This is a genomic window from Streptomyces sp. NPDC007971, from assembly GCF_042958635.1.
Taxonomy (GTDB): domain Bacteria; phylum Actinomycetota; class Actinomycetes; order Streptomycetales; family Streptomycetaceae; genus Streptomyces.
Window position 1 is genome coordinate 173,052 of the sequence record NZ_JBIBJK010000001.1, and the last position, 18,743, is coordinate 191,794.

Annotated in this window: 16 protein-coding genes; 10 read left to right on the plus strand and 6 right to left on the minus strand. The window is 71.1% G+C overall.

Annotation, left to right across the window (positions count from 1 at the left end; genetic code table 11):
• Positions 1–137: 137 nt before the first annotated feature.
• The gene (locus tag ACFZCP_RS00770; protein WP_391422833.1) at positions 138–1,013 is read right to left on the minus strand and encodes a L,D-transpeptidase family protein; all 876 of its coding nucleotides are present in this window, start codon (positions 1,011–1,013) and stop codon (positions 138–140) included.
• Between the two features lie 80 nt (positions 1,014–1,093).
• On the opposite strand from ACFZCP_RS00770, the gene ACFZCP_RS00775 reads away from it, so the two are divergent.
• The gene (locus tag ACFZCP_RS00775; protein WP_391422835.1) at positions 1,094–2,674 is read left to right on the plus strand and encodes a methylmalonyl-CoA mutase family protein; all 1,581 of its coding nucleotides are present in this window, start codon (positions 1,094–1,096) and stop codon (positions 2,672–2,674) included.
• Between the two features lie 110 nt (positions 2,675–2,784).
• Positions 2,785–3,435 carry a leucine efflux protein LeuE gene (gene leuE, locus ACFZCP_RS00780; RefSeq protein WP_362693781.1) on the plus strand — a complete coding sequence of 217 codons (651 nt, stop codon included), beginning with the start codon at positions 2,785–2,787 and terminating at the stop codon, positions 3,433–3,435.
• Between the two features lie 9 nt (positions 3,436–3,444).
• Here leuE and ACFZCP_RS00785 read toward each other — a convergent pair whose 3' ends face one another.
• Positions 3,445–4,845: an FAD-dependent monooxygenase gene (locus ACFZCP_RS00785; RefSeq protein ID WP_391422837.1), complete on the minus strand. Its 1,401-nt coding sequence runs from the start codon at positions 4,843–4,845 to the stop codon at positions 3,445–3,447.
• Positions 4,846–4,865: 20 nt separating this feature from the next.
• Here ACFZCP_RS00785 and ACFZCP_RS00790 point away from each other — a divergent pair, with 20 nt between their 5' ends.
• Positions 4,866–5,132: a TetR/AcrR family transcriptional regulator C-terminal domain-containing protein gene (locus tag ACFZCP_RS00790; RefSeq protein ID WP_391422839.1), complete on the plus strand. Its 267-nt coding sequence runs from the start codon at positions 4,866–4,868 to the stop codon at positions 5,130–5,132.
• 10 nt (positions 5,133–5,142) lie between these two features.
• On the opposite strand, the gene ACFZCP_RS00795 is transcribed toward ACFZCP_RS00790, so the two are convergent.
• The 3 genes from ACFZCP_RS00795 to ACFZCP_RS00805 all read right to left on the minus strand — a co-directional run bounded on the left by ACFZCP_RS00795 (position 5,143) and on the right by ACFZCP_RS00805 (position 8,776).
• Positions 5,143–6,279, minus strand: a complete 1,137-nt coding sequence (locus tag ACFZCP_RS00795; protein ID WP_391422841.1) for an acyltransferase family protein — start codon at positions 6,277–6,279, stop codon at positions 5,143–5,145.
• A 188-nt stretch (positions 6,280–6,467) separates the two neighbouring features.
• The gene (locus ACFZCP_RS00800; protein WP_391422843.1) at positions 6,468–7,802 is read right to left on the minus strand and encodes a polysialyltransferase family glycosyltransferase; all 1,335 of its coding nucleotides are present in this window, start codon (positions 7,800–7,802) and stop codon (positions 6,468–6,470) included.
• Complete coding sequence (locus ACFZCP_RS00805; protein WP_391422845.1) at positions 7,799–8,776, minus strand: glycosyltransferase; 978 nt, start codon at positions 8,774–8,776, stop codon at positions 7,799–7,801. Before ACFZCP_RS00805 ends, ACFZCP_RS00800 begins: the two co-directional genes overlap by 4 nt.
• Positions 8,777–8,974: 198 nt before the next feature.
• On the opposite strand from ACFZCP_RS00805, the gene ACFZCP_RS00810 reads away from it, so the two are divergent.
• The 4 genes from ACFZCP_RS00810 to ACFZCP_RS00825 are packed head-to-tail and all read left to right on the plus strand — an operon-like array spanning position 8,975 to position 13,805.
• On the plus strand, positions 8,975–10,294 hold the full coding sequence (locus ACFZCP_RS00810; RefSeq protein WP_362693766.1) for a DUF6716 putative glycosyltransferase: 1,320 nt from the start codon (positions 8,975–8,977) through the stop codon (positions 10,292–10,294).
• Between the two features lie 32 nt (positions 10,295–10,326).
• Positions 10,327–11,622, plus strand: coding sequence for a cytidylyltransferase domain-containing protein (locus ACFZCP_RS00815; protein ID WP_391422847.1), 1,296 nt, complete (start codon positions 10,327–10,329; stop codon positions 11,620–11,622).
• Positions 11,623–11,634: 12 nt separating this feature from the next.
• Positions 11,635–12,573, plus strand: coding sequence for an N-acetylneuraminate synthase family protein (locus tag ACFZCP_RS00820; RefSeq protein ID WP_362693760.1), 939 nt, complete (start codon positions 11,635–11,637; stop codon positions 12,571–12,573).
• Between the two features lie 47 nt (positions 12,574–12,620).
• Entirely contained in the window at positions 12,621–13,805 is a 1,185-nt protein-coding gene (locus ACFZCP_RS00825) for a hypothetical protein (protein WP_391422850.1), read from the plus strand.
• 159 nt (positions 13,806–13,964) lie between these two features.
• On the opposite strand, the gene ACFZCP_RS00830 is transcribed toward ACFZCP_RS00825, so the two are convergent.
• Positions 13,965–14,618, minus strand: coding sequence for a methyltransferase domain-containing protein (locus ACFZCP_RS00830; RefSeq protein WP_391422852.1), 654 nt, complete (start codon positions 14,616–14,618; stop codon positions 13,965–13,967).
• A gap of 222 nt (positions 14,619–14,840) precedes the next feature.
• Here ACFZCP_RS00830 and ACFZCP_RS00835 point away from each other — a divergent pair, with 222 nt between their 5' ends.
• The 3 genes from ACFZCP_RS00835 (at position 14,841) to ACFZCP_RS00845 (ending at position 18,718) form a co-directional block, all read left to right on the plus strand.
• Positions 14,841–16,064, plus strand: a complete 1,224-nt coding sequence (locus ACFZCP_RS00835; RefSeq protein ID WP_391422854.1) for an amidohydrolase — start codon at positions 14,841–14,843, stop codon at positions 16,062–16,064.
• 292 nt (positions 16,065–16,356) lie between these two features.
• Positions 16,357–17,424: a BMP family ABC transporter substrate-binding protein gene (locus tag ACFZCP_RS00840; RefSeq protein WP_391422855.1), complete on the plus strand. Its 1,068-nt coding sequence runs from the start codon at positions 16,357–16,359 to the stop codon at positions 17,422–17,424.
• 247 nt (positions 17,425–17,671) lie between these two features.
• Positions 17,672–18,718, plus strand: a complete 1,047-nt coding sequence (locus ACFZCP_RS00845) for a BMP family ABC transporter substrate-binding protein (protein WP_391422856.1) — start codon at positions 17,672–17,674, stop codon at positions 18,716–18,718.
• Positions 18,719–18,743: the final 25 nt, after the last annotated feature.

The following is an 18,743-nucleotide window of genomic DNA, read 5'->3' on the forward strand; positions in this document are numbered from 1 at the left end:
GAGTGAGCCGACTGGTCATCGGCCGTCGCACTGAGCCGGGGTTCCCCCCGTACCTACGGCTCGTGCACCTGGCGCGGGCGGGACACGTTCCCCCGGTCCCGCCCGCGCCCCACACTCTCCCTCCGCCGCGCGGTGCCTCACCAGTACACGACGACCTTGTCGCCGGTCCGCACCTCGGCGAACAGCGCCGCGATCGCCGTCTCGTCCCGCACGTTGACGCACCCGTGCGAACCGCCCGCGTATCCGCGCGCCGCGAAGTCGTAGGAGTAGTGCACCGCCTGGCCGCCGCTGAAGAACATCGCGTACGGCATCGGGGAGTGGTAGATCGTCGACACGTGGTGCAGAGACTTCCAGTAGATGTGGAACACACCCTCGCGGGTGGGGGTGTACTGGGTGCCGAACCGCACCGACATCGTCGAGACCGTGCGCCCGTCGACCATCCAGCGCAGTGTCCGGGTGGTCTTGCTGATGCACAGCACCCGGCCGGTCAGACAGCGCGGATCGGGCGCGGCGGCCGGCTGACCACCCATCAGATACAGCTCCCAGGTGCCCGGCCGGTGCGTCATCGCCAGCAGCCGCTGCCAGGTGACGGTGTCCAGGTCCCCGGTGGCCGGCAGCCCGCGCTTGCCCTGGAAGCCCTGGACGGCCTGTTCGGTCAGGTCGTCGTACGACCCCGTCGGCCCGTCGAACAGCCAGCCGACCTGGCGCAGCCGCGCCTGCAGCTCGCGCACCCCCGGGCCGCTGTCGCCGCGCGACCACAGCGCCGGGGGCGCGGGCCCGGCGGGCTTCGCGGCGGGCGCGCTCCCGGATGTCCCGGGGGTGCCGGCCGTCCGGGCGGGGCCGGGGCTGTCGTCCGCCCGGGTGGTTCCGGGGCCGCGGCTGGACGGCAGCCGGAAGTGCACCGGTGCCCGGTGCTTGCCGTCCGCGCCCGCCGGCTGCACGGTGCAGCCGCAGAGAGCGGCGAGGGCGGCGGTCGAGGCGAGTACGGCGGCAGGTCTCCCCGGGATCCTCATGCCCCAGATGCTTCCCCGCGTGAGAGCCGCCGAACTACGGGGCATGGTGAGGGGGGACGAAACGTACTGCGGAGGCATCCATGGCGCGCGAGTCGGAGTCGGGGCTGCCGATCGAGCCGGTCTACGGGCCGGCCGACCTGACCGGCTGGGACCCGGCCGCAAGGCTGGGCGAACCGGGGACGTACCCGTACACCCGCGGGGTGTACCCCACCATGTACACCGGCCGCCCCTGGACCATGCGCCAGTACGCGGGCTTCGGCACGGCGGCCGAGTCCAACGCCCGCTACCGGCAGCTGATCGCGCACGGCACCACGGGCCTGTCCGTCGCCTTCGACCTGCCCACCCAGATGGGCCACGACTCCGACGCGCCCCTCGCCCACGGCGAGGTCGGCAAGGTGGGCGTGGCGATCGACTCGGTCGAGGACATGCGGGTGCTGTTCGACGGCATCCCGCTGGACCAGGTCTCCACCTCGATGACGATCAACGCCCCCGCGGCGCTGCTGCTGCTGCTCTACCAGCTGGTGGCCGAGGAACAGGGCGTACCGGCGGACCGCCTGACCGGCACCATCCAGAACGACGTCCTGAAGGAGTACATCGCGCGGGGCACCTACATCTTCCCGCCGGGGCCCTCGCTGCGCCTGACCGCCGACATCTTCAAGTACTGCAGCGCCGAGATCCCGAAGTGGAACACGATCTCGATCTCCGGCTACCACATGGCCGAGGCGGGCGCGTCCCCCGCGCAGGAGATCGCGTTCACCCTCGCCGACGGCATCGAGTACGTCCGTACGGCGGTGGCGGCCGGCATGGACGTCGACGACTTCGCGCCCCGCCTGTCCTTCTTCTTCGTGGCCCGTACGACGCTGCTGGAGGAGGTCGCCAAGTTCCGCGCGGCGCGGCGGATCTGGGCGCGGGTGATGAAGGAGGACTTCGGCGCACGCGACCCGAAGTCGTGGATGCTCCGCTTCCACACCCAGACGGCCGGGGTCCAGCTGACGGCCCAGCAGCCGCAGGTGAACCTGGTCCGGGTGGCCGTCCAGGCCCTCGGGGCGGTACTGGGCGGCACCCAGTCCCTGCACACCAACTCCTTCGACGAGGCGATCGCGCTGCCCACGGAGAAGAGTGCGCGCCTCGCGCTGCGCACCCAGCAGGTCCTGGCCTACGAGACGGACGTTCCGGCGACGGTGGACCCGTTCGCGGGCTCCTACGCGGTGGAGAGGCTGACCGACGACGTCGAGGCGGCCGCGCTGGACCTGATGCGCAAGGTCGAGGATCTCGGCGGCGCCGAGGCGGCGATCGAGCGGGGTTTCCAGAAGGCCGAGATCGAGCGGAACGCCTACCGCATCGCCCAGGAGACGGACTCCGGCGAGCGGGTGGTGGTGGGCGTCAACCGCTTCCGGCTGGACGAGGAGGAGCCGTACGAGCCGCTGCGGGTGGACCCGGCGATCGAGGCGCGGCAGACGGAGCGGCTGGCCGCGCTGCGGGCCGGGCGGGACCGCAGCGCGGTGGAGTCGGCTCTCGCCGCGCTGAAGAAGGCGGCGCAGGGCGAGGAGAACGTGCTGTATCCGATGAAGGAGGCGCTGCGGGAGCGGGCGACGGTGGGGGAGGTGTGCGGGGCGCTGCGGGAGGTCTGGGGGAGTTACGTGCCCTCGGAGGCGTTCTGAACCGCAGGCCTGCTCCGCGCGGGTGAGCGAGGCCTGCTCCGTGCGGGTGAGCGCAGGGCGCAGGGCTGCTCCGTGCGGGTGAGCGCGGACCCCGTGCGACACTCCTTCTCATGTTCGGCGTCATCGATCTCCCCACCTATCTGGCCGGTCTCGTCCTGATCGTCCTGCTGCCCGGCCCCAACTCCCTCTACGTCCTGTCCGTCGCCGCCCGTCGCGGCGTCCGTGCGGGGTACACCGCCGCCGCCGGGGTGTGGTGCGGGGACACCGTGCTGATGACGCTGTCCGCCGCCGGGGTCGCCTCGCTGCTCCAGGGCAACGCCGTGCTCTTCGGGATCGTGAAGTACGCCGGTGCCGGATACCTGACCTGGCTGGCCGTCGGGATGCTGCGGTCCGCGTGGGGGATGTGGCGCACCCGGCGCGAGGAGGCCGTGCAGGAGGCCGTGACGGTGGCCCCGGCCGAGGAGCGGCCCCTGCGCCGCGCCTTCGTCGTCAGCCTGTTCAACCCCAAGGCGATCCTGTTCTTCGTCGCCTTCTTCGTGCAGTTCGTGGACCCGGGCTATGCCTACCCGGCCCTCTCCTTCGTCGTCCTCGGCGCCTTCGCCCAGCTGGCCAGCTTCCTGTACCTCAGCGCGCTGATATTCGGCGGCACCCGCCTCGCCGCCGCCTTCCGCCGCCGCAGGCGGCTGTCGGCGACGGCCACCTCGGCGGCGGGGGCCCTGTTCCTCGGGTTCGCGGTGAAGCTGTCGCTGGCCAGTGCGTAGGCCACCGGGTCAGCGCAGGCCGACCCCGGCCAGGTAGCGGCCGAGTCCGTCCGCCGAGTCGCCGGCCCAGCCGACGTACCCGTCCGGACGGACCAGGAAGACGCCGGGTCCGTACGACTGCGGGGCGGCCGGGAGGGCCTTGACCCCCGCGCCGGGTGCCGTCGCGGTCACCTCCCTGCCGGGTGCCGCCGCGCCCAGCAGCGTCCAGTGCGGCCCCCGGAACGCGTCGAAGAGCCGTACGCCGTCCACCGTGCCGTCCGGCGCCCGGTCGCCCGCCCGTACGGCGGACGGGACGGCGCGGGTCTCCTCGCTCAGGGACGAGTCCGGGTAGCCCAGCCCGAGTTGCACCGTCGCCGTCCCGCGCCGCACCTGTCCGCGGTGCACCCCCGTCGTCAGGCCCAGCACGGCCGCCGCATTGGCCCGCCGCTCCTCCTCGTACGTGTCCAGCAGCTCCCGCGGCGCCCCGCCGCGCAGGACGGCGTCCAGCTTCCAGCCGAGGTTGTAGGCGTCCTGGACGCTCGTGTTCAGCCCCTGCCCGCCTGCCGGTGAGTGCACGTGCGCGGCGTCGCCCGCGAGGAACACCCGGCCCGCCCGGAAGCGGTCCGCGAGCGCCGCCCGGGGCCGGAAGTCCGAGAACCAGCGCAGCTCGGTGACGTCCTTGCCGTCGAGGTGCGTGGCCGCGGCGACCAGGGTGCGCAGGCCGTCCAGGGTGAGGTCCGGCGTGGTGCCCTCCGGCAGCTTCGCGGCCAGCTGGAAGTCGTCGGTGCCGGCGAGCGGGCACAGCATGAGGCCGGTTCCGCCGGGCCCCGGGAAGGCGTGCCAGTACTCCCGGTCGAGCCCCTCGACACGCACGTCCGCCACCACGAACGGGCTCGGATCGACCGTCTCCCCGGTCATCCCCACGCCCACCGCCCGCCGTACGGCCGACCGCCCGCCGTCGGCCGCGACCACGTACCGCGCGCGCAGCGTCCTGCCGTCGGCGCACCGCACGCCCACGCCCTCCGCGTCCTGCTCCAGGCCCGCGACCTCGTTCCCGAAGGCGACCGTGCCGCCCAGCTCCACCAGCCGCGCGTACAGCACCTCCTGGGTCCGCCACTGCGGCACCATCCACGGCTGGGTGTAGGGCGCGCCCTCGTCGGCCGCCACCGGCTCGAACATCGGCTGCTCGCCGATGCGCTCACCGTTCTTCCAGACCATCCGCGTCGGGTAGGGGCCGCCGGCCGCGCGGATCGCGTCCAGCACGCCGAGATCCTCGAACACCTCCTGGGTGCGTGGCTGGATCCCCTTGCCCCGTGAACCGGGGAAGAGCCCCTGCCCCCGCTCCACGACCAGCGCGTCCACGCCCCGCCGGGCGAGGTCGATGCCGAGGGCGAGTCCGGTGGGACCCGCGCCCACGATCAGGACATCCATCACGATTCTCCTCGACGACGTTGAGTGTCATCGAGGACCAGACTGCCCTTACCGGTCCGGCCGACACCTGGCAGGAGCGGCTGCCGGAGATCGCCCGCGGCCTGCGTACCGCCCCGCTCGGCTACCGCGACGGTGCCAAGGTCTGCAATCGAGAACGGGCCCGGCGCCCGGCCGGCCAGCCGCTCGCGGCCAAGGCCGGGAGGGTGCTCTGCGACGGCTACGACGAGCAGTTCGAGGAGGGCCTGGCGCTGGTGATCGCAGGGATCGAGGCGCGCCGCACGGGCTGACGGAAGGCGGCTAGCCGAGGCGGGCGGCGAGGGACTCCCGCTTCAGCGCCTTCTTCAGCCGCGGGCCGAACGGTTTCTCCACGAAGCGGTGGATCAGCCAGGCCAGCACCAGCATGCCGAGCACCGTCACCGCGAGCGTCGGCCACGCGGGCAGGCCCAGGCCCCGGTGCAGCACGCGGATGACGAACCAGCCCAGGTGCTCGTGGACCAGGTAGAACGGGTAGGTCAGCGCGCCGGCCGTGGTCAGCCAGCGCCAGGAGGCCCAGCGGGTCCAGCCCAGCGCCACGACGGCGACGGCCGCGAAGGCGAGGGTGACGATCAGGATGACGACGTACGGATTGCGGTGCGGGTGCGGGCCCCACAGGCCGCGGGTGGCCTCGCTCTGTGCGAGGAGCCAGGACATCGTGACGATGCCCCACGCGAGCAGGTCGCTGCCGAAGCGGTGGATCAGGTACAGCGCCAGACCGCCGATGAAGAAGGGGGCGTACTCGGGCATGACCACCTGGTTCAGCAGCTCGTTGCCGGACGAGTGGCACAGGACGGCCGCCACGGTCCAGGCGCAGGCGTACAGCGCCACCCGGCGGTAGGTCACCCCGCGCAGGACGACGAGGATCGCGAACAGCACGTAGAAGCGGACCTCGACCCAGAGCGTCCAGCACACACCCAGGATCCGGGTCGCCCCCATCGGCTGCTGAAGCATCGTCAGGTTGACCAGGAACTCGTCCAGTCGGACCGCGTGGACCACGACGGGCAGGGCGAGGGACGCCCCCGTGACCAGGACCAGGGCCACCCAGTAGGCGGGGTAGAGGCGCGCGATGCGGGAGCGGAAGAAGTCGCCGAGGGTGCGGCCCCAACTGCTCATGCAGATCACGAAACCGCTGATGACGAAGAAGAACTGCACACCGAAGTTGCCGTAGACGGCCACCCGGGACAGGGCGGGGAAGACGTGGGTCGGGTCCCCGTGCCAGGACCCGGAGACCGGTCCACCGCGTCCGGCGTAGTGGTAGAGGCAGACCATCAGTGCGGCCACGAGCCGCAGACCGTCCAGGGCGAGCAGACGGCTTCTGGAGCCGCCGGAGACGGACGGGGCGGTGACCGGCCCGGGTGCGGGCGGAGCGCTGGTGAGGGTGGAGGGCGAAGCAGACATGATGCTCGACATTTTTCCCGAACAAGCGTTAACCACCTCGGATTTTCATATGAATTTCCGTGGTGCGCTTATGCTCCAGAAATTCGTCCGACGGACCTCGCACGTTTACCTGTTCGTCGTCTTCTGCTTCCTGTCGGCAGGCAAAAGGGCGGGCCCGTGCAGGGCCCGCCTTTTCGGGGGAAGTCCGGTCAGCGGCGCACGGCCCGGCGCAGATTCCGCGCCTGGCGCGCCACCCGGCGGACCGTGGCATTGCGCGGGATGAACGCCAGCTGGGCCGGCACTCCGCCGGGCAGCGCCAGCGAGGTCAGCCGCCTGCGCTTGAAGTAGCGCAGGGTCCGCTCGTCGAGGTTCTTCGCCAGGTACTCCTCGGTCTCCCCGCGCAGCCTGGGAAGGATCTTCGGCTGCATCGCGAAGCCCACCGCGCGCACCAGAGCACCCAGCGCCTCCACGTCCCTGCCCCGGCGCTGCCCGGTCACCGCGGCGCGGTCGCCCAGCTCCGGCAGCAGCGCGTCGACCACCGTGACCGGGACCCGGTTGCTGTTCTCGTACGGCGTCAGCTGCTCCAGCAGCAGATCCGTGCCGGTCCGGGCGACCGGCAGGCCGTACAGCGCGGAGGCGGTCAGCAGCGCCGTGGAGAAGCAGCCGACGACCAGCGCCGGACGCATCCGCTGGTACAGCACCTCGGCCAGCACGGGCGCGTCGAGCACCGTGAGCTCGACCTTGAGCTTCTCCGCCTCCTGCTCCAGGGAGCGGGTGAAGCGGGCCGGGGCCGTGGGGTGCGGCTTGAACACCACCTTGGTGTGCCCGAGCGCGACGGCCCCCCTCAGCATCCGCACATGCAGGTTCTCCTCCTGCTCGGCGGTGAGGATCTCGAGCGCGGAGAGGTACTGGCCCAGCAGCAGCGCGGGCTCCTCGATCTCCGGCAGCTCGTCGCCGAGGGGCGCGAGTTCCGCCAGGACCTTGGTGAAGGCGGCCGTCGGCACGATCTCGCCGGGCACGCCGAACTCGGTGAGCAGCAGCGGCTCCAGGCCCGGCACCAGATCGAGGTGGAGCACCCGGTCCACGCGGGTGCCGACCAGCGGGTCGATCTTGTTGCGGGTCGGGCCGTAGCTCATCAGGCCGTCGGCGTAGACGGTGACCGGGGCGCCGGTGAAGATCTGGGCGAGCGCGAGGGACGGATTGACCTGGATCGACTCGACCGCCAGCTCCACGCTGTCGTCGCCCAGTTGCCACTCGTGGCGCAGGTACCGCTCCCAGAGCGGCATGTCGTCCACACGGGGGGCCCAGCCGCCGGGGTGGAAGGGGAAGATCGTCTCGTTGTAGGAGATCACGTCGTCGAAACGCTCGCGCAGCCGCTCGAAGCCGGGCATCTCGTCCAGGGCGGGCGTGGTCTCGGGGGTGGCCGCGTTGTTGCAGACCAGCAGGATGCGCCGGTCGGCGGGGCCGAAGGCGCCGGAGTCCAGGGCCGCGGCGAGCGTGGCCACGCCGTACAGCGTCGACGCCTGGAAGATCTGGGTGGTCACGCGGCGACCCCCGCGGGGGCGGGACGGCGGCGCAGCCGGCGCAGCTTGCTGGCGCGCTGGATGTCCATCGAGTCCAGTGCCTCGTCCAGGATGTCCTGCGGCATGCGCCGCAGAGCCGCGGCGCTCATGGATTTCAGTTTCTTCGCCACCGCGGGCTCGAACCTTTCGATGGATCCCACGTGGTGGGAAATGATGGCGCAGTACGTGCGGACGGCCTTCGGCAGCAGGGAGGCCGCCTCCGGGTCGGCGGCCGTCTCCTCGACGACCTGGTCGAACGCGCGGATGAAGTCGAGCTGGCGCACATCACCGATCTGGGTGAGCGACGTGGCGACCCCGCGCCGGTAGAACACACCCAGCAGGCTGACCGCGGCGAAGGACTCCGCCTCCCGGTGCAGCTTCCAGATCCACGGCCGGTCCTCGGCCGTGCGCAGCCCGTCGGTGAAGTGCAGCAGGCCCTTGTCCACCAGACGCCGGTGGTAGACGCCCGCCCAGGCGAAGGCGTAGTCCACGGAGGTGGACCGGTCGGCGGGCAGGATCGCCTCGCGCGGGTTCAGTACGACGCCCCGGCGGCCGACCGGCACCCGCTGCACACTGCGCGCCCGCGCGGTGCACTGCACATGATCGGTGCGCAGGAAGTCGCAGCCGAGATCCTCGATCGCGCCGACCAGCTTCGGGTAGTAGCCGGGGGCGAGCCAGTCGTCGCCGTCCAGGAAGGTCAGGTACTCGCCCCGCGCCCGGTCGATGCCGGTGTTGCGGGCGGTCGCCAGCCCTCCGTTCTTCTCGTGCCGGACGAAGACCGCGCCCGGCAGCTCGCGCTCCGCGCGCGCGAGAATCTCTGGTGTCCCGTCGCGAGAACAGTCGTCGACGAGAATGAATTCGAAGTCCTCACGCGCGTTCGCCTTCAGGCTCCTGAGCGTGTCGGGCGCATATTGCTGCACGTTGTAGAACGGCACGATGACGGAGAGCTTGACCACGTCAGGGACGTTAGGGGGAAGCCCGCCACGTGTCTTGACGGTCACCTTGATACGAGGTGAACGACGCATGGCGAAGCTGTTAACCAGGCTATTTTGTGCTGCGATCACGGCCTGATTCGCCATTCGGCGATGTGCTGTTAACCGTTTGTTGTATTCGGGTTGGGCGGAACCTCGGAATGCCTTCCTAGCGTCTTCGACGTGCCAGCAAGTGCAACGAAGGCCCTGCGGGTCGCCGTCCTCGCGGATTCCGACACCCGGTGGAAGTGGGGCGCGCTCACCGCGCAGCGTGTCACCCCCACCGACGCCGGAATCCGGCTCGACGGCTACCTCCTGCGGGGCCGAGCCACCCCGACCGCCCGCCAGCTCGACGAAGTCGGCGTCCGCGCGGACTCGCTCCGCGAGGTGACCGCCGTCGAGTTCCTGCGTGCGATGACCGAGGAGACCGAAGACCGGTACGACGTCCTCGTCCTCGCCCTGGTCGGCGGCGGTGTGCAGGCGATGCTGCACGGGCTGCGCGCCGCCTGGGGCCCGGGCAGGCGCCCCGTCGTCGTCACCGGCTACGTCGGCGTCGTCTACGAGAAGCTCGCCGACGGGCTGCTGCTGCGCCACGGCGCGGACCTCGTCCTCGCCAACTCCCGCCACGACGCGGACCGGTTCCGGGCCGTGTACGAGGGGGTCGGCGCCGACGCGTCCGCGGTGACCGAGGTCGCACTGCCGTTCCTCGGCGGCGAACCGTACACCGGCGAGCACGACCCCTACACGGTGGTGTTCGCGGCCCAGCCGTCCGTCCCGGACAGCCGCAAGGACCGCACCTACCTGCTGAACCGGCTGATCGAGCACGCCCGCAGGCACCCCGAGCGCGAGGTGCTGCTGAAGCTGCGCTCCAAGCCGGGTGAGCACACCACCCACATCGAGGAACTGCCGTACCAGAAGCTGGTCCAGGGCAAGGACGTGCCCGCCAACTTCCGCCTGGTGTACGGGCACATGGGCGAGGTGCTCGACCGCACCGACCTGATGGTCACGGTCAGCTCCACGGCCGCCCTGGAGGCCCTGCACCGCCGCATCCCGACGGTCGTCCTGACCGACCTGGGCGTGCGCGAGGTGCTCGGCAACCACCACTTCACCGGCTCCGGGTGCCTCGCCTCCTGGGACCAGCTGGACGCCGGGCACCGCCCGGCGCCCGACGAGGAGTGGGTGGCCCGGCAGGGCGTCGCCGCCGACGGCTCCTATGACACCGCCTTCGACACGGCCCGCGAGCGCATCGCCAAGATGCTGGACCGCGCGGACGGCCTGCCGCCCCTGAACCCCTACTACACACCCGAGACCGCGCCCGGCTACCTCCCCGGCATCCTCGCGCGCCATCACCTCGGCCCCGACGGCGCCCCGCTGCCCGGCGCGCCCGCCGCCGACAAGGCGCCCGGACCCGTCCGCCAGATCGTGCGCCGGGCCGCGCGCGGCGCCTACCGCCACGGCGTGCAGCGCGTGGCCCCCGTGATCCGACGAATGGGAGAGCTGTGAGCGACCGGATCCCACGGCAAGGAGCAGAGCACATGACCGACGCCAACCCCGACGCACCCGCGGTGCGCCGCGTGCTCGCGGTGATCCCGGCGCGCGGCGGCTCCAAGGGTGTCCCCGCCAAGAACCTCGCCCCCGTCGGCGGCATCCCGCTGGTGGCCCGCGCGGTCCGCGAGTGCCGCGCCGCCCGGCTGGTGACCGACGTGGTCGTCTCCACCGACGACCAGGCCATCGCCGCCGCCGCCCGCCAGGCCGGCGCCGAGGTGGTGCTGCGCCCCGCCGCCATCGCCGGCGACACCGCCACCTCCGAGGCCGCCGTCCTGCACGCCATGGACGCCCACGAGACCCTGCACGGAGCGACCGTCGACGCGGTCCTGCTCGTGCAGTGCACCAGCCCCTTCGTGATCCGCGAGGACGTCGACGGGGTCGCGGCGGCCGTCATCGAGAACGGCGCCGACACCGCGGTGACCGTGGCGCCCTTCCACGGCTTCATCTGGCGGGACGCGGGCGACGACCCGGTGGCCGTCGACACGGAGTCCACGGCGGCCGTCGGCGGATCCGTGAGCGTCGCCAACGCCACCACCGTGAGCGGCGGTTACGGCGTCAACCACGACAAGTCCTTCCGCCCGCGCCGCCAGGACCGTCCCCAGGACCTGCTGGAGACCGGCGCCGCCTACGCGATGGACGCGGCCGGCTTCCGCGAGCACCGGCACCGCTTCTTCGGCCACACCGAGCTGGTCCGCACCGACCCGGCCCGGGTGCTGGAGATCGACGACCCGCACGACCTGGCCCGCGCCCGGGCCCTGGCCCCGCTCTTCGACGCGGACCGCCCCGGCGCCCTCCCGACCGCCGACGACATCGACGCGGTCGTACTCGACTTCGACGGCACCCAGACGGACGACCGGGTGCTGATCGACTCCGACGGACGGGAGTTCGTCTCCGTGCACCGCGGAGACGGGCTCGGCATCGCCGCCCTGCGCAAGAGCGGCCTGAAGATGCTGATCCTGTCCACGGAACAGAACCCGGTGGTCGCCGCCCGCGCCCGGAAGCTGAAGCTCCCGGTGCTGCACGGCATCGACCGCAAGGACCTCGCACTGAAGCAGTGGTGCGAGGAGCAGGGCATCGCGCCTGAGCGCGTGCTCTACGTCGGCAACGACGTCAACGACCTCCCGTGCTTCGCCCTCGTCGGCTGGCCCGTGGCGGTCGCGAGCGCCCACGACGTCGTACGCGGCGCCGCACGCGCGGTCACCACGATCCCCGGCGGTGACGGCGCGATCCGAGAGATCGCCAGCTGGATCCTCGGCCCCTCTCTCGATTCCCTCCCCAAGTAAGGACATCCCCTGATGAGCACCAACTCCCGTCTGCGTACGTTCGGTTCGCGCGAGGTCGGCCCGGGCCGTCCCGTCTACATCTGCGGCGAGATCGGCATCAACCACAACGGTGAGCTGGAGAACGCGTTCAAGCTGATCGACGTGGCCGCCGAGGCCGGCTGCGACGCCGTCAAGTTCCAGAAGCGCACCCCGGAGATCTGCACCCCGCGCGACCAGTGGGACATCGAGCGCGACACCCCCTGGGGCCGGATGACCTACATCGACTACCGCCACCGCGTGGAGTTCGGCGAGGACGAGTACCGCCAGATCGACGAGTACTGCAAGAGCAAGAACATCGACTGGTTCGCCTCCCCGTGGGACACCGAGGCCGTCGCGTTCCTGGAGAAGTTCGACGTCCCGGCCCACAAGGTGGCCTCCGCCTCCCTGACGGACGACGAGCTGCTGAAGGCCCTGCGCGCCACCGGCCGCTCGGTCATCCTCTCCACCGGCATGTCGACGCCGAAGCAGATCCGCCACGCGGTCGAGGTCCTGGGCAGCGACAACATCCTCATGTGCCACGCCACCTCCACCTACCCGGCCAAGGCCGAGGAGCTGAACCTCCGCGTGATCAACACGCTGGAGAAGGAGTACCCGAACGTCCCGATCGGCTACTCCGGCCACGAGACCGGCCTGCAGACCACCCTCGCCGCGGTCGCCCTGGGCGCCACCTTCGTCGAGCGCCACATCACCCTCGACCGCGCCATGTGGGGCTCCGACCAGGCCGCCTCCGTCGAGCCGCAGGGCCTCGTCCGCCTCGTCCGCGACATCCGCACCATCGAGGCCTCCCTCGGTGACGGTGTCAAGAAGGTCTACGAGTCCGAGCAGGGCCCGATGAAGAAGCTGCGCCGCGTCGCGGGCGTCGTCGCCGAGGCGGAGATCGCCGCGGCGGCGGGCGAGCCGGTCTCGGTCTGAGTGCCCTGAGCGCCTTACATGCCCTACGACGGGACGGTCGTACGACGATGAGCCCCCGCGCCGGCCAGGCCGGCCACCCCGCCCGCACGCTCGCCTTCGTGGAGAGCCCGGTACAGCTGCTGAACGTACTGGAGTGGGCACACCTGCACGGCCTGCGCGACACCGCGGAGCCGGGCCGGCCGTCCGTGCCCGCGCAGGCACGGCGGTCGCCGGCCGGCACCGCGGCGCCCGCCGACGCGGAGCTCACCATCGTCGTCCTGTCCCCGAAGGACCCCATGACCCGGGGCCAGCTGCGCCGCATGGCGGACCTGGCCCGGGACGAGGGGTACCGGGTGCGCTGGGAAGAGGCGCGGGGCGGCACGACCGCGCCCTTCCACACCATCGGCGGCCTGGCGGGTGCGCTGCGCCGGGCCGAGCGCATCGTCATGGGGGACCCGTTCTCCCGCTACGTACAACTGCTGCTGACGATCACCCGGGCCAAGGACCTGGTCGTGGTCGACGACGGCACGGCGACGATGGAGTTCGTCGCCCAGCTGGCCCGCGGCGAGCGCCTGGTCCGCTGGCACCGCAAGGGCGGCCGCCCCGGCGCCCGGGATCTGCTCTTCGCCCCGGTCTCCTCCTCGGCCCGCCGCCGCCTCACGCCGAGCGCACGGCGCCGCGTCGAGGTCTTCTCCTCCATGCCGGTGACGGAGATCCCCAAGGGCGTCACGGTCACCGCCAACGACTTCGCGTGGACCCGCGCCCGCTTCGGCCCGCCGCGCATCACCAAGACCTCCGACATGGTCGGCACGTCCCTGGTGGAGACCGGCGTCGTGGACGGCGACCGCTATCTGGAGGCCGTGCGCAGCCTGGCCACGGCCCACGGCGCCACGCGCTACTTCGCCCACCGCCGCGAGAGCACCGAGAAACTGCACCGCCTGGCCGTCGAGACGGGCCTGGAGATAGTCCGCCCGGACCTCCCCCTCGAACTGATCGCCCGCCGCGGCCCCATCGGGCGCACGATCCTCAGCTTCCCCTCCACGGTCGTCCACACCCTCCCCCTCGCCCTGGCCGGCACGGGCGTCCGCGTCGCCGTCTGCGACATCGACCCCACCTGGCTCACGGAGAACGCCTCGCCGCGCGCGCAGGGCTTCCTGTCGGGGGTCACGGGGACGGCCCGGGACGTGCACCGGCTGGCGGCGGTCGGCCTGGCCTGGAGCGGCCCGGGTCAGGCGGGTTCCTCGCCGGCCTGAGCATCCCGTTCGGTCCAACAGCGCAACCTGTTGGATCCCTCGGGACCGGGTGGGCCGGCCCGCAACCGGACAGCCCCGTTCGGCGCGGACGGCCGGCAGGCCAGCACTTCCAGGGCGCCCGGCGGCGTCCTCACGACGGGGCCGGAGCGGGCGGGCGTTTCAGGGCCTGCGTGCCAGTACGAACGCCCGTGCCCGGGTCTCCTCCCCGTCGGGCTCCCGGACCACCGTCGCCACCCGTTCCAGCCCCGCCCCGGTCAGCGCCTCGGCGACCTGCTCCGGCGTCCGCCAGTAGTAGTCCAGATCGATCTCGTGGCCGAACCGTTCCGCCATATGGAGGTGGTCCGGTTCGGTGGCCGACTGGAAGCCGAGGAGCGCGTGGCCGCCCGGGGCCAGGGTGCGCCGGAACTCGGCGAACGCCGTCGGCAGGTGGTCGTCGGGCACGTGGATCGTCGAGTACAGGGCCAGAATGCCGCCCAGCGTGCCGTCCGGGAGGTCCAGGGACGTCATCGAGCCCACGTGGAAGCGCAGCCGGGGGTGCGCCTCACGGGCCAGGGCCACCATCGCGGGGGAGATGTCGACTCCGAAGACCGGAACGCCCAGGTCGTGCAGGCGGGCGGTGACGTTGCCGGGCCCGCTGCCGAGGTCGGCCACGGGGGCCGGGCCGTTCGCCGTGACCAGTTCGGCGAAGGCGCTGATCAGCTGCCGGTCCAGCGGGTGGGGCGGACCGCCGGGGAAGCGGGCGGCGTAGTCCTTGGCGATCGCGTCGTAGGAGGAGCGGGTGGTCTGCAGGAAGTCCGCGGTCGAGTCGCTCACGACCGCGGACCCTACCGGGATCGGTTCCGTTCCGTGGACAAGTCGCGCGGGACAGTGGTGATGCGTGGTATCCGTGGAAGGAGAAAACAAAGGTTTTACCCACCCGAGTCCGCCGCCAAGCGTCCGTCGGCCAGCTTTTCTTCCCCTAACGGGCTGAACTTTTGTTGATCGATGGGCAGTTGACCGGTCGGGCGTCCTACCCTTCAGAGGGTGAACCAATTGATGTCCCGAGAGTCCGAGGCCGATTTCCCCGGGGATGTGCTCCCCGGCGTGCTCAGCGCACCCCTGCACGCCGAACTCGTCGCCTTCCGCCGCGACTTGCACATGCACCCCGAACTGGGCAACCAGGAGTTCCGTACGACCGCCGCGATCAAGGAGCGGCTGGAGCGAGCAGGGCTGCGCCCCCGCGTCCTCGCCACCGGAACCGGGCTCGTCTGTGACATCGGAGTGGCCGAGGGGGAGCGGCCCGACATCCCCCTGATGGCTCTGCGCGCCGACATCGACGCCCTGCCCATCCCGGACACCAAGGCGGACTGCCCGTACCGGTCCACCGTGCCGGACCGCGCCCACGCCTGCGGCCACGACATGCACACCGCCGTGGTCCTCGGCGCGGGGCTCGTCCTCGCCGATCTGCACGACAAGGGCGTGCTGTCCCGGCCGGTACGGCTGCTCTTCCAGCCCGCCGAGGAGGTCATGCCCGGCGGTGCCCTCGGTGCGATCAAGGACGGGGTGCTCGACGGCGTCGGCCGGATCCTCGCCGTGCACTGCGACCCCAAGGTCGACGCCGGCCGGATCGGCCTGCGGCACGGGCCCATCACCAGCGCCTGCGACCGGCTGGAGGTCGCCCTGAACGGGCCCGGCGGGCACACCGCCCGGCCGCACCTGACCACCGACCTGGTCACGGCCGTCGCCCGCGTCGCCATCGACGTACCCGCGCTGGTCGCCCGGCGCGTCGACACCCGCAGCGGCCTCGCCCTGACCTGGGGCCGGATCGAGTCGGGCCACGCCCCGAACGTCATCCCGCAGCACGCCGAGCTGGCCGGCACCATCCGCTGCCTGGACCTGGAGGCCTGGCGCGAGGCACCCGACATCGTGCACGCGGCCATCGACGAGGTCGCCACCCTGCACCGGGCCAAGTCGGAGATCAACTATGTGCGGGGCGTGCCGCCCGTCGTCAACGACAGGGAGTCCACCGACCTGCTGCGCAGAGCCATGGTCGCCCGACGCGGCATGCACTCCGTCGAGAGCACCCAGCAGAGCCTCGGCGGCGAGGACTTCTCCTGGTACCTGGAGCAGGTGCCCGGTGCCCTGGCCCGGCTCGGCGTCCGCGCCCCCGGCGACCGCACGTCCCGTGACCTGCACCAGGGCAATTTCGACGCCGACGAGTCCGCCATCACGGTCGGCGTGGAGCTGTTCACGGCCGCGGTGCTGCTCGAGGGCCTGTAGACGCACGGCCGCCGTGCTGCCCGACGACCGGCAGACCGCCCGGGGAGGAGGGAGGGGCGCCCGTTCGGTGCCTCTTCGTCCCCTTGTGTCACCCCTGCGTAACCCGCGGCACACGGCTGTGACCCGGAGTCGGCACGAATCGATAACGGCCATGAGCAACCCCGTTCCTCTCCCCTTCTACGCGCGTTACTGTGCGCCGAATCGCCACCACTGGCGGCACATTGGGGACAGCGGCCCGGTTGCGGCGCCGTGGGGATGAAGGGTGCTTGCTGTGCGTATGGTCTCTCGGAACATGTCCCGCAGAACGAAGTTCTCCCAGGCAGCGGTGACCGTCGCGGTCGTCGCCCTCGCGGCCGCCGGCTGCGGAAAGTCCAGCACCGATTCCACCGGCACCGGTACGCCCTCCAAGGACGGCAAGTACTCCGCCAAGGGCATCGGCCTCGCCTACGACATCGGCGGCAAGGGCGACCAGTCCTTCAACGACGCGGCCTACGCCGGCTTCAAAAAGGCCCAGGACGAGTTCAAGATCAGCGGCCGGGACATCGAGCCCCAGGCCGGCGAGTCGGACGCGGACAAGATCCAGCGCCTGGAGACCCTGGCCAAGGCGGGCTACAACCCGGTCATCGGCGTCGGCTTCGCCTATGCCCCGGCCGTGAAGCAGGTCGCCGCCAAGTTCCCGAAGGTCACCTTCGGCATCATCGACGACAACACCATCCAGGCGAAGAACGTCGCCGACATGGTCTTCCACGAGGAGCAGTCCTCGTACCTGGCGGGCGTGGCCGCGGCCAAGGCCACCAAGAAGAACCACGTCGGCTTCATCGGCGGCGTGGACATCCCGCTGATCCACAAGTTCGAGGCCGGGTTCGACCAGGGCGCCAAGTCCGTGAACCCGAAGATCAAGATCGAGTCGCAGTACCTGACCCAGACGCCGGCGGAGGGCGGTTTCGCCAGCCCCGACAAGGGCGAGAACGCGGCCAACGGCCAGATCGACGCCGGCGCCGACGTCATCTACCACGCGGCCGGCCTGTCCGGGCAGGGCGTGATCAAGTCCGCCGCCGAGCACAAGGTGTGGGCCATCGGGGTGGACTCCGACCAGTACGCCCAGAGCGCGCTCACCAAGTACAAGGACTACATCCTCGGCTCGGCCCTGAAGAACGTCGGCGGCGCCGTCTACGACCTGGCCAAGTCCGTCTACGAGGGCAAGCCGCTCAGCGGCGATGTCCGCGGCGACCTGAAGTCCGGCGGCGTCGGCTTCGCCGACTCCAACCCCAAGTACAAGGCGATGACCGCTGCGGTCACGGCCGTGAACAAGGCCAAGCAGGACATCATCGACGGAAAGATCACCGTCAACACCAAGTGAGACGACGGTAAGACAAAGGTCAATTCCGTGTGATCCGGCGACCGGTTCCGCGTCCGCCGGACGCCTTCGACCCCGTACGCCCCTTGCCTCCAGCAAGGGGCGTACTGCTGTCCGTAACCTTGACCGTGACTGTGGCCACAGCTCGATAACGGACCGGACATTGGGGGTTTTCCGTCTGGTCTACGCGCGTTACGCTGCGGCGGAACCAGCGCCTGGTTTGGGCGCTTGCACAAAGGAGTCAAGTTCCATGCGCCGGGTGTCCCGCATCACGATTGCAGGCGTTGCGACCGCAGCGCTCGCCGTAACCGTCTCTGCCTGTGGCAGCTCGTCCACCTCCACCTCCTCCGAGGGCAAGTCCAAGGGCATCGGCCTGGCGTACGACGTCGGCGGCAAGGGCGACCAGTCCTTCAACGACGCCGCCTACGCGGGCTTCCAGAAGGCCCAGAAGGACTTCGGTGTCAGCGGCCGCGACGTCGAGCCGACGGACAACGAGTCGGACGCGGACAAGGTCCAGCGCCTGGAGACCCTGGCCAAGGCGGGCTACAACCCGGTCATCGGTGTCGGCTTCGCCTACGCGGGCGCCGTCAAGGAGGCCGCGGTGAAGTTCCCGAAGGTCACCTTCGGCATCATCGACGACAACCAGACGCAGGCGAAGAACGTCGCCGACATGGTCTTCCACGAGGAGCAGTCCTCCTACCTCGCCGGTGTCGCGGCCGCCAAGGCGACCAAGAAGAACCACATCGGCTTCATCGGCGGCGTGGACGTCCCGCTGATCCACAAGTTCGAGGCGGGTTACGAGCAGGGCGCCAAGTCCGTCAACCCGAAGATCAAGATCGAGTCGCAGTACCTGACCCAGACCCCGGCCGAGGGCGGCTTCTCCAGCCCCGACAAGGGCGAGAACGCGGCCAACGGCCAGATCGACGCGGGCGCCGACGTGCTCTACGCCGCCGCCGGCCTCTCCGGCCAGGGCGTGATCAAGTCCGCCGCCGAGCACAAGATCTGGGCCATCGGCGTCGACTCCGACCAGTACAACCAGGCTGCGCTGGCCAAGTACAAGAACTACATCCTGACCTCGGCCCTGAAGAACGTCGAGGGCGCGGTCTACGACCTCTCCAAGTCCGTCGTCAAGGACAAGAAGCCGCTGACCGGCGAGATCCGCGGCTCCCTGCAGAACGGCGGCGTCGGCCTGGCCGACTCCAACCCGACCTTCAAGGGCAACGCCGCCATGCAGGCCGCGATCAAGAAGGCCGAGGCGGGCATCAAGGACGGCAGCATCAAGGTGAAGACCTCCTGACGATCTAGGTCAGAGGCCTTGGCCA

What these genes read in the sequence shown, in the direction of transcription:
- ACFZCP_RS00840 (WP_391422855.1), top strand. Translation starts at nt 16,357, where the DNA reads ATGTCCCGCAGAACGAAGTTCTCCCAGGCAGCGGTGACCGTCGCGGTC.
- leuE (WP_362693781.1), top strand. Translation starts at nt 2,785, where the DNA reads ATGTTCGGCGTCATCGATCTCCCCACCTATCTGGCCGGTCTCGTCCTG.
- ACFZCP_RS00845 (WP_391422856.1), top strand. Translation starts at nt 17,672, where the DNA reads ATGCGCCGGGTGTCCCGCATCACGATTGCAGGCGTTGCGACCGCAGCG.
- ACFZCP_RS00795 (WP_391422841.1), bottom strand. Translation starts at nt 6,279, where the DNA reads ATGTCTGCTTCGCCCTCCACCCTCACCAGCGCTCCGCCCGCACCCGGG.
- ACFZCP_RS00785 (WP_391422837.1), bottom strand. Translation starts at nt 4,845, where the DNA reads ATGGATGTCCTGATCGTGGGCGCGGGTCCCACCGGACTCGCCCTCGGC.
- ACFZCP_RS00835 (WP_391422854.1), top strand. Translation starts at nt 14,841, where the DNA reads ATGTCCCGAGAGTCCGAGGCCGATTTCCCCGGGGATGTGCTCCCCGGC.
- ACFZCP_RS00770 (WP_391422833.1), bottom strand. Translation starts at nt 1,013, where the DNA reads ATGAGGATCCCGGGGAGACCTGCCGCCGTACTCGCCTCGACCGCCGCC.
- ACFZCP_RS00775 (WP_391422835.1), top strand. Translation starts at nt 1,094, where the DNA reads ATGGCGCGCGAGTCGGAGTCGGGGCTGCCGATCGAGCCGGTCTACGGG.
- ACFZCP_RS00815 (WP_391422847.1), top strand. Translation starts at nt 10,327, where the DNA reads ATGACCGACGCCAACCCCGACGCACCCGCGGTGCGCCGCGTGCTCGCG.
- ACFZCP_RS00820 (WP_362693760.1), top strand. Translation starts at nt 11,635, where the DNA reads ATGAGCACCAACTCCCGTCTGCGTACGTTCGGTTCGCGCGAGGTCGGC.
- ACFZCP_RS00825 (WP_391422850.1), top strand. Translation starts at nt 12,621, where the DNA reads ATGAGCCCCCGCGCCGGCCAGGCCGGCCACCCCGCCCGCACGCTCGCC.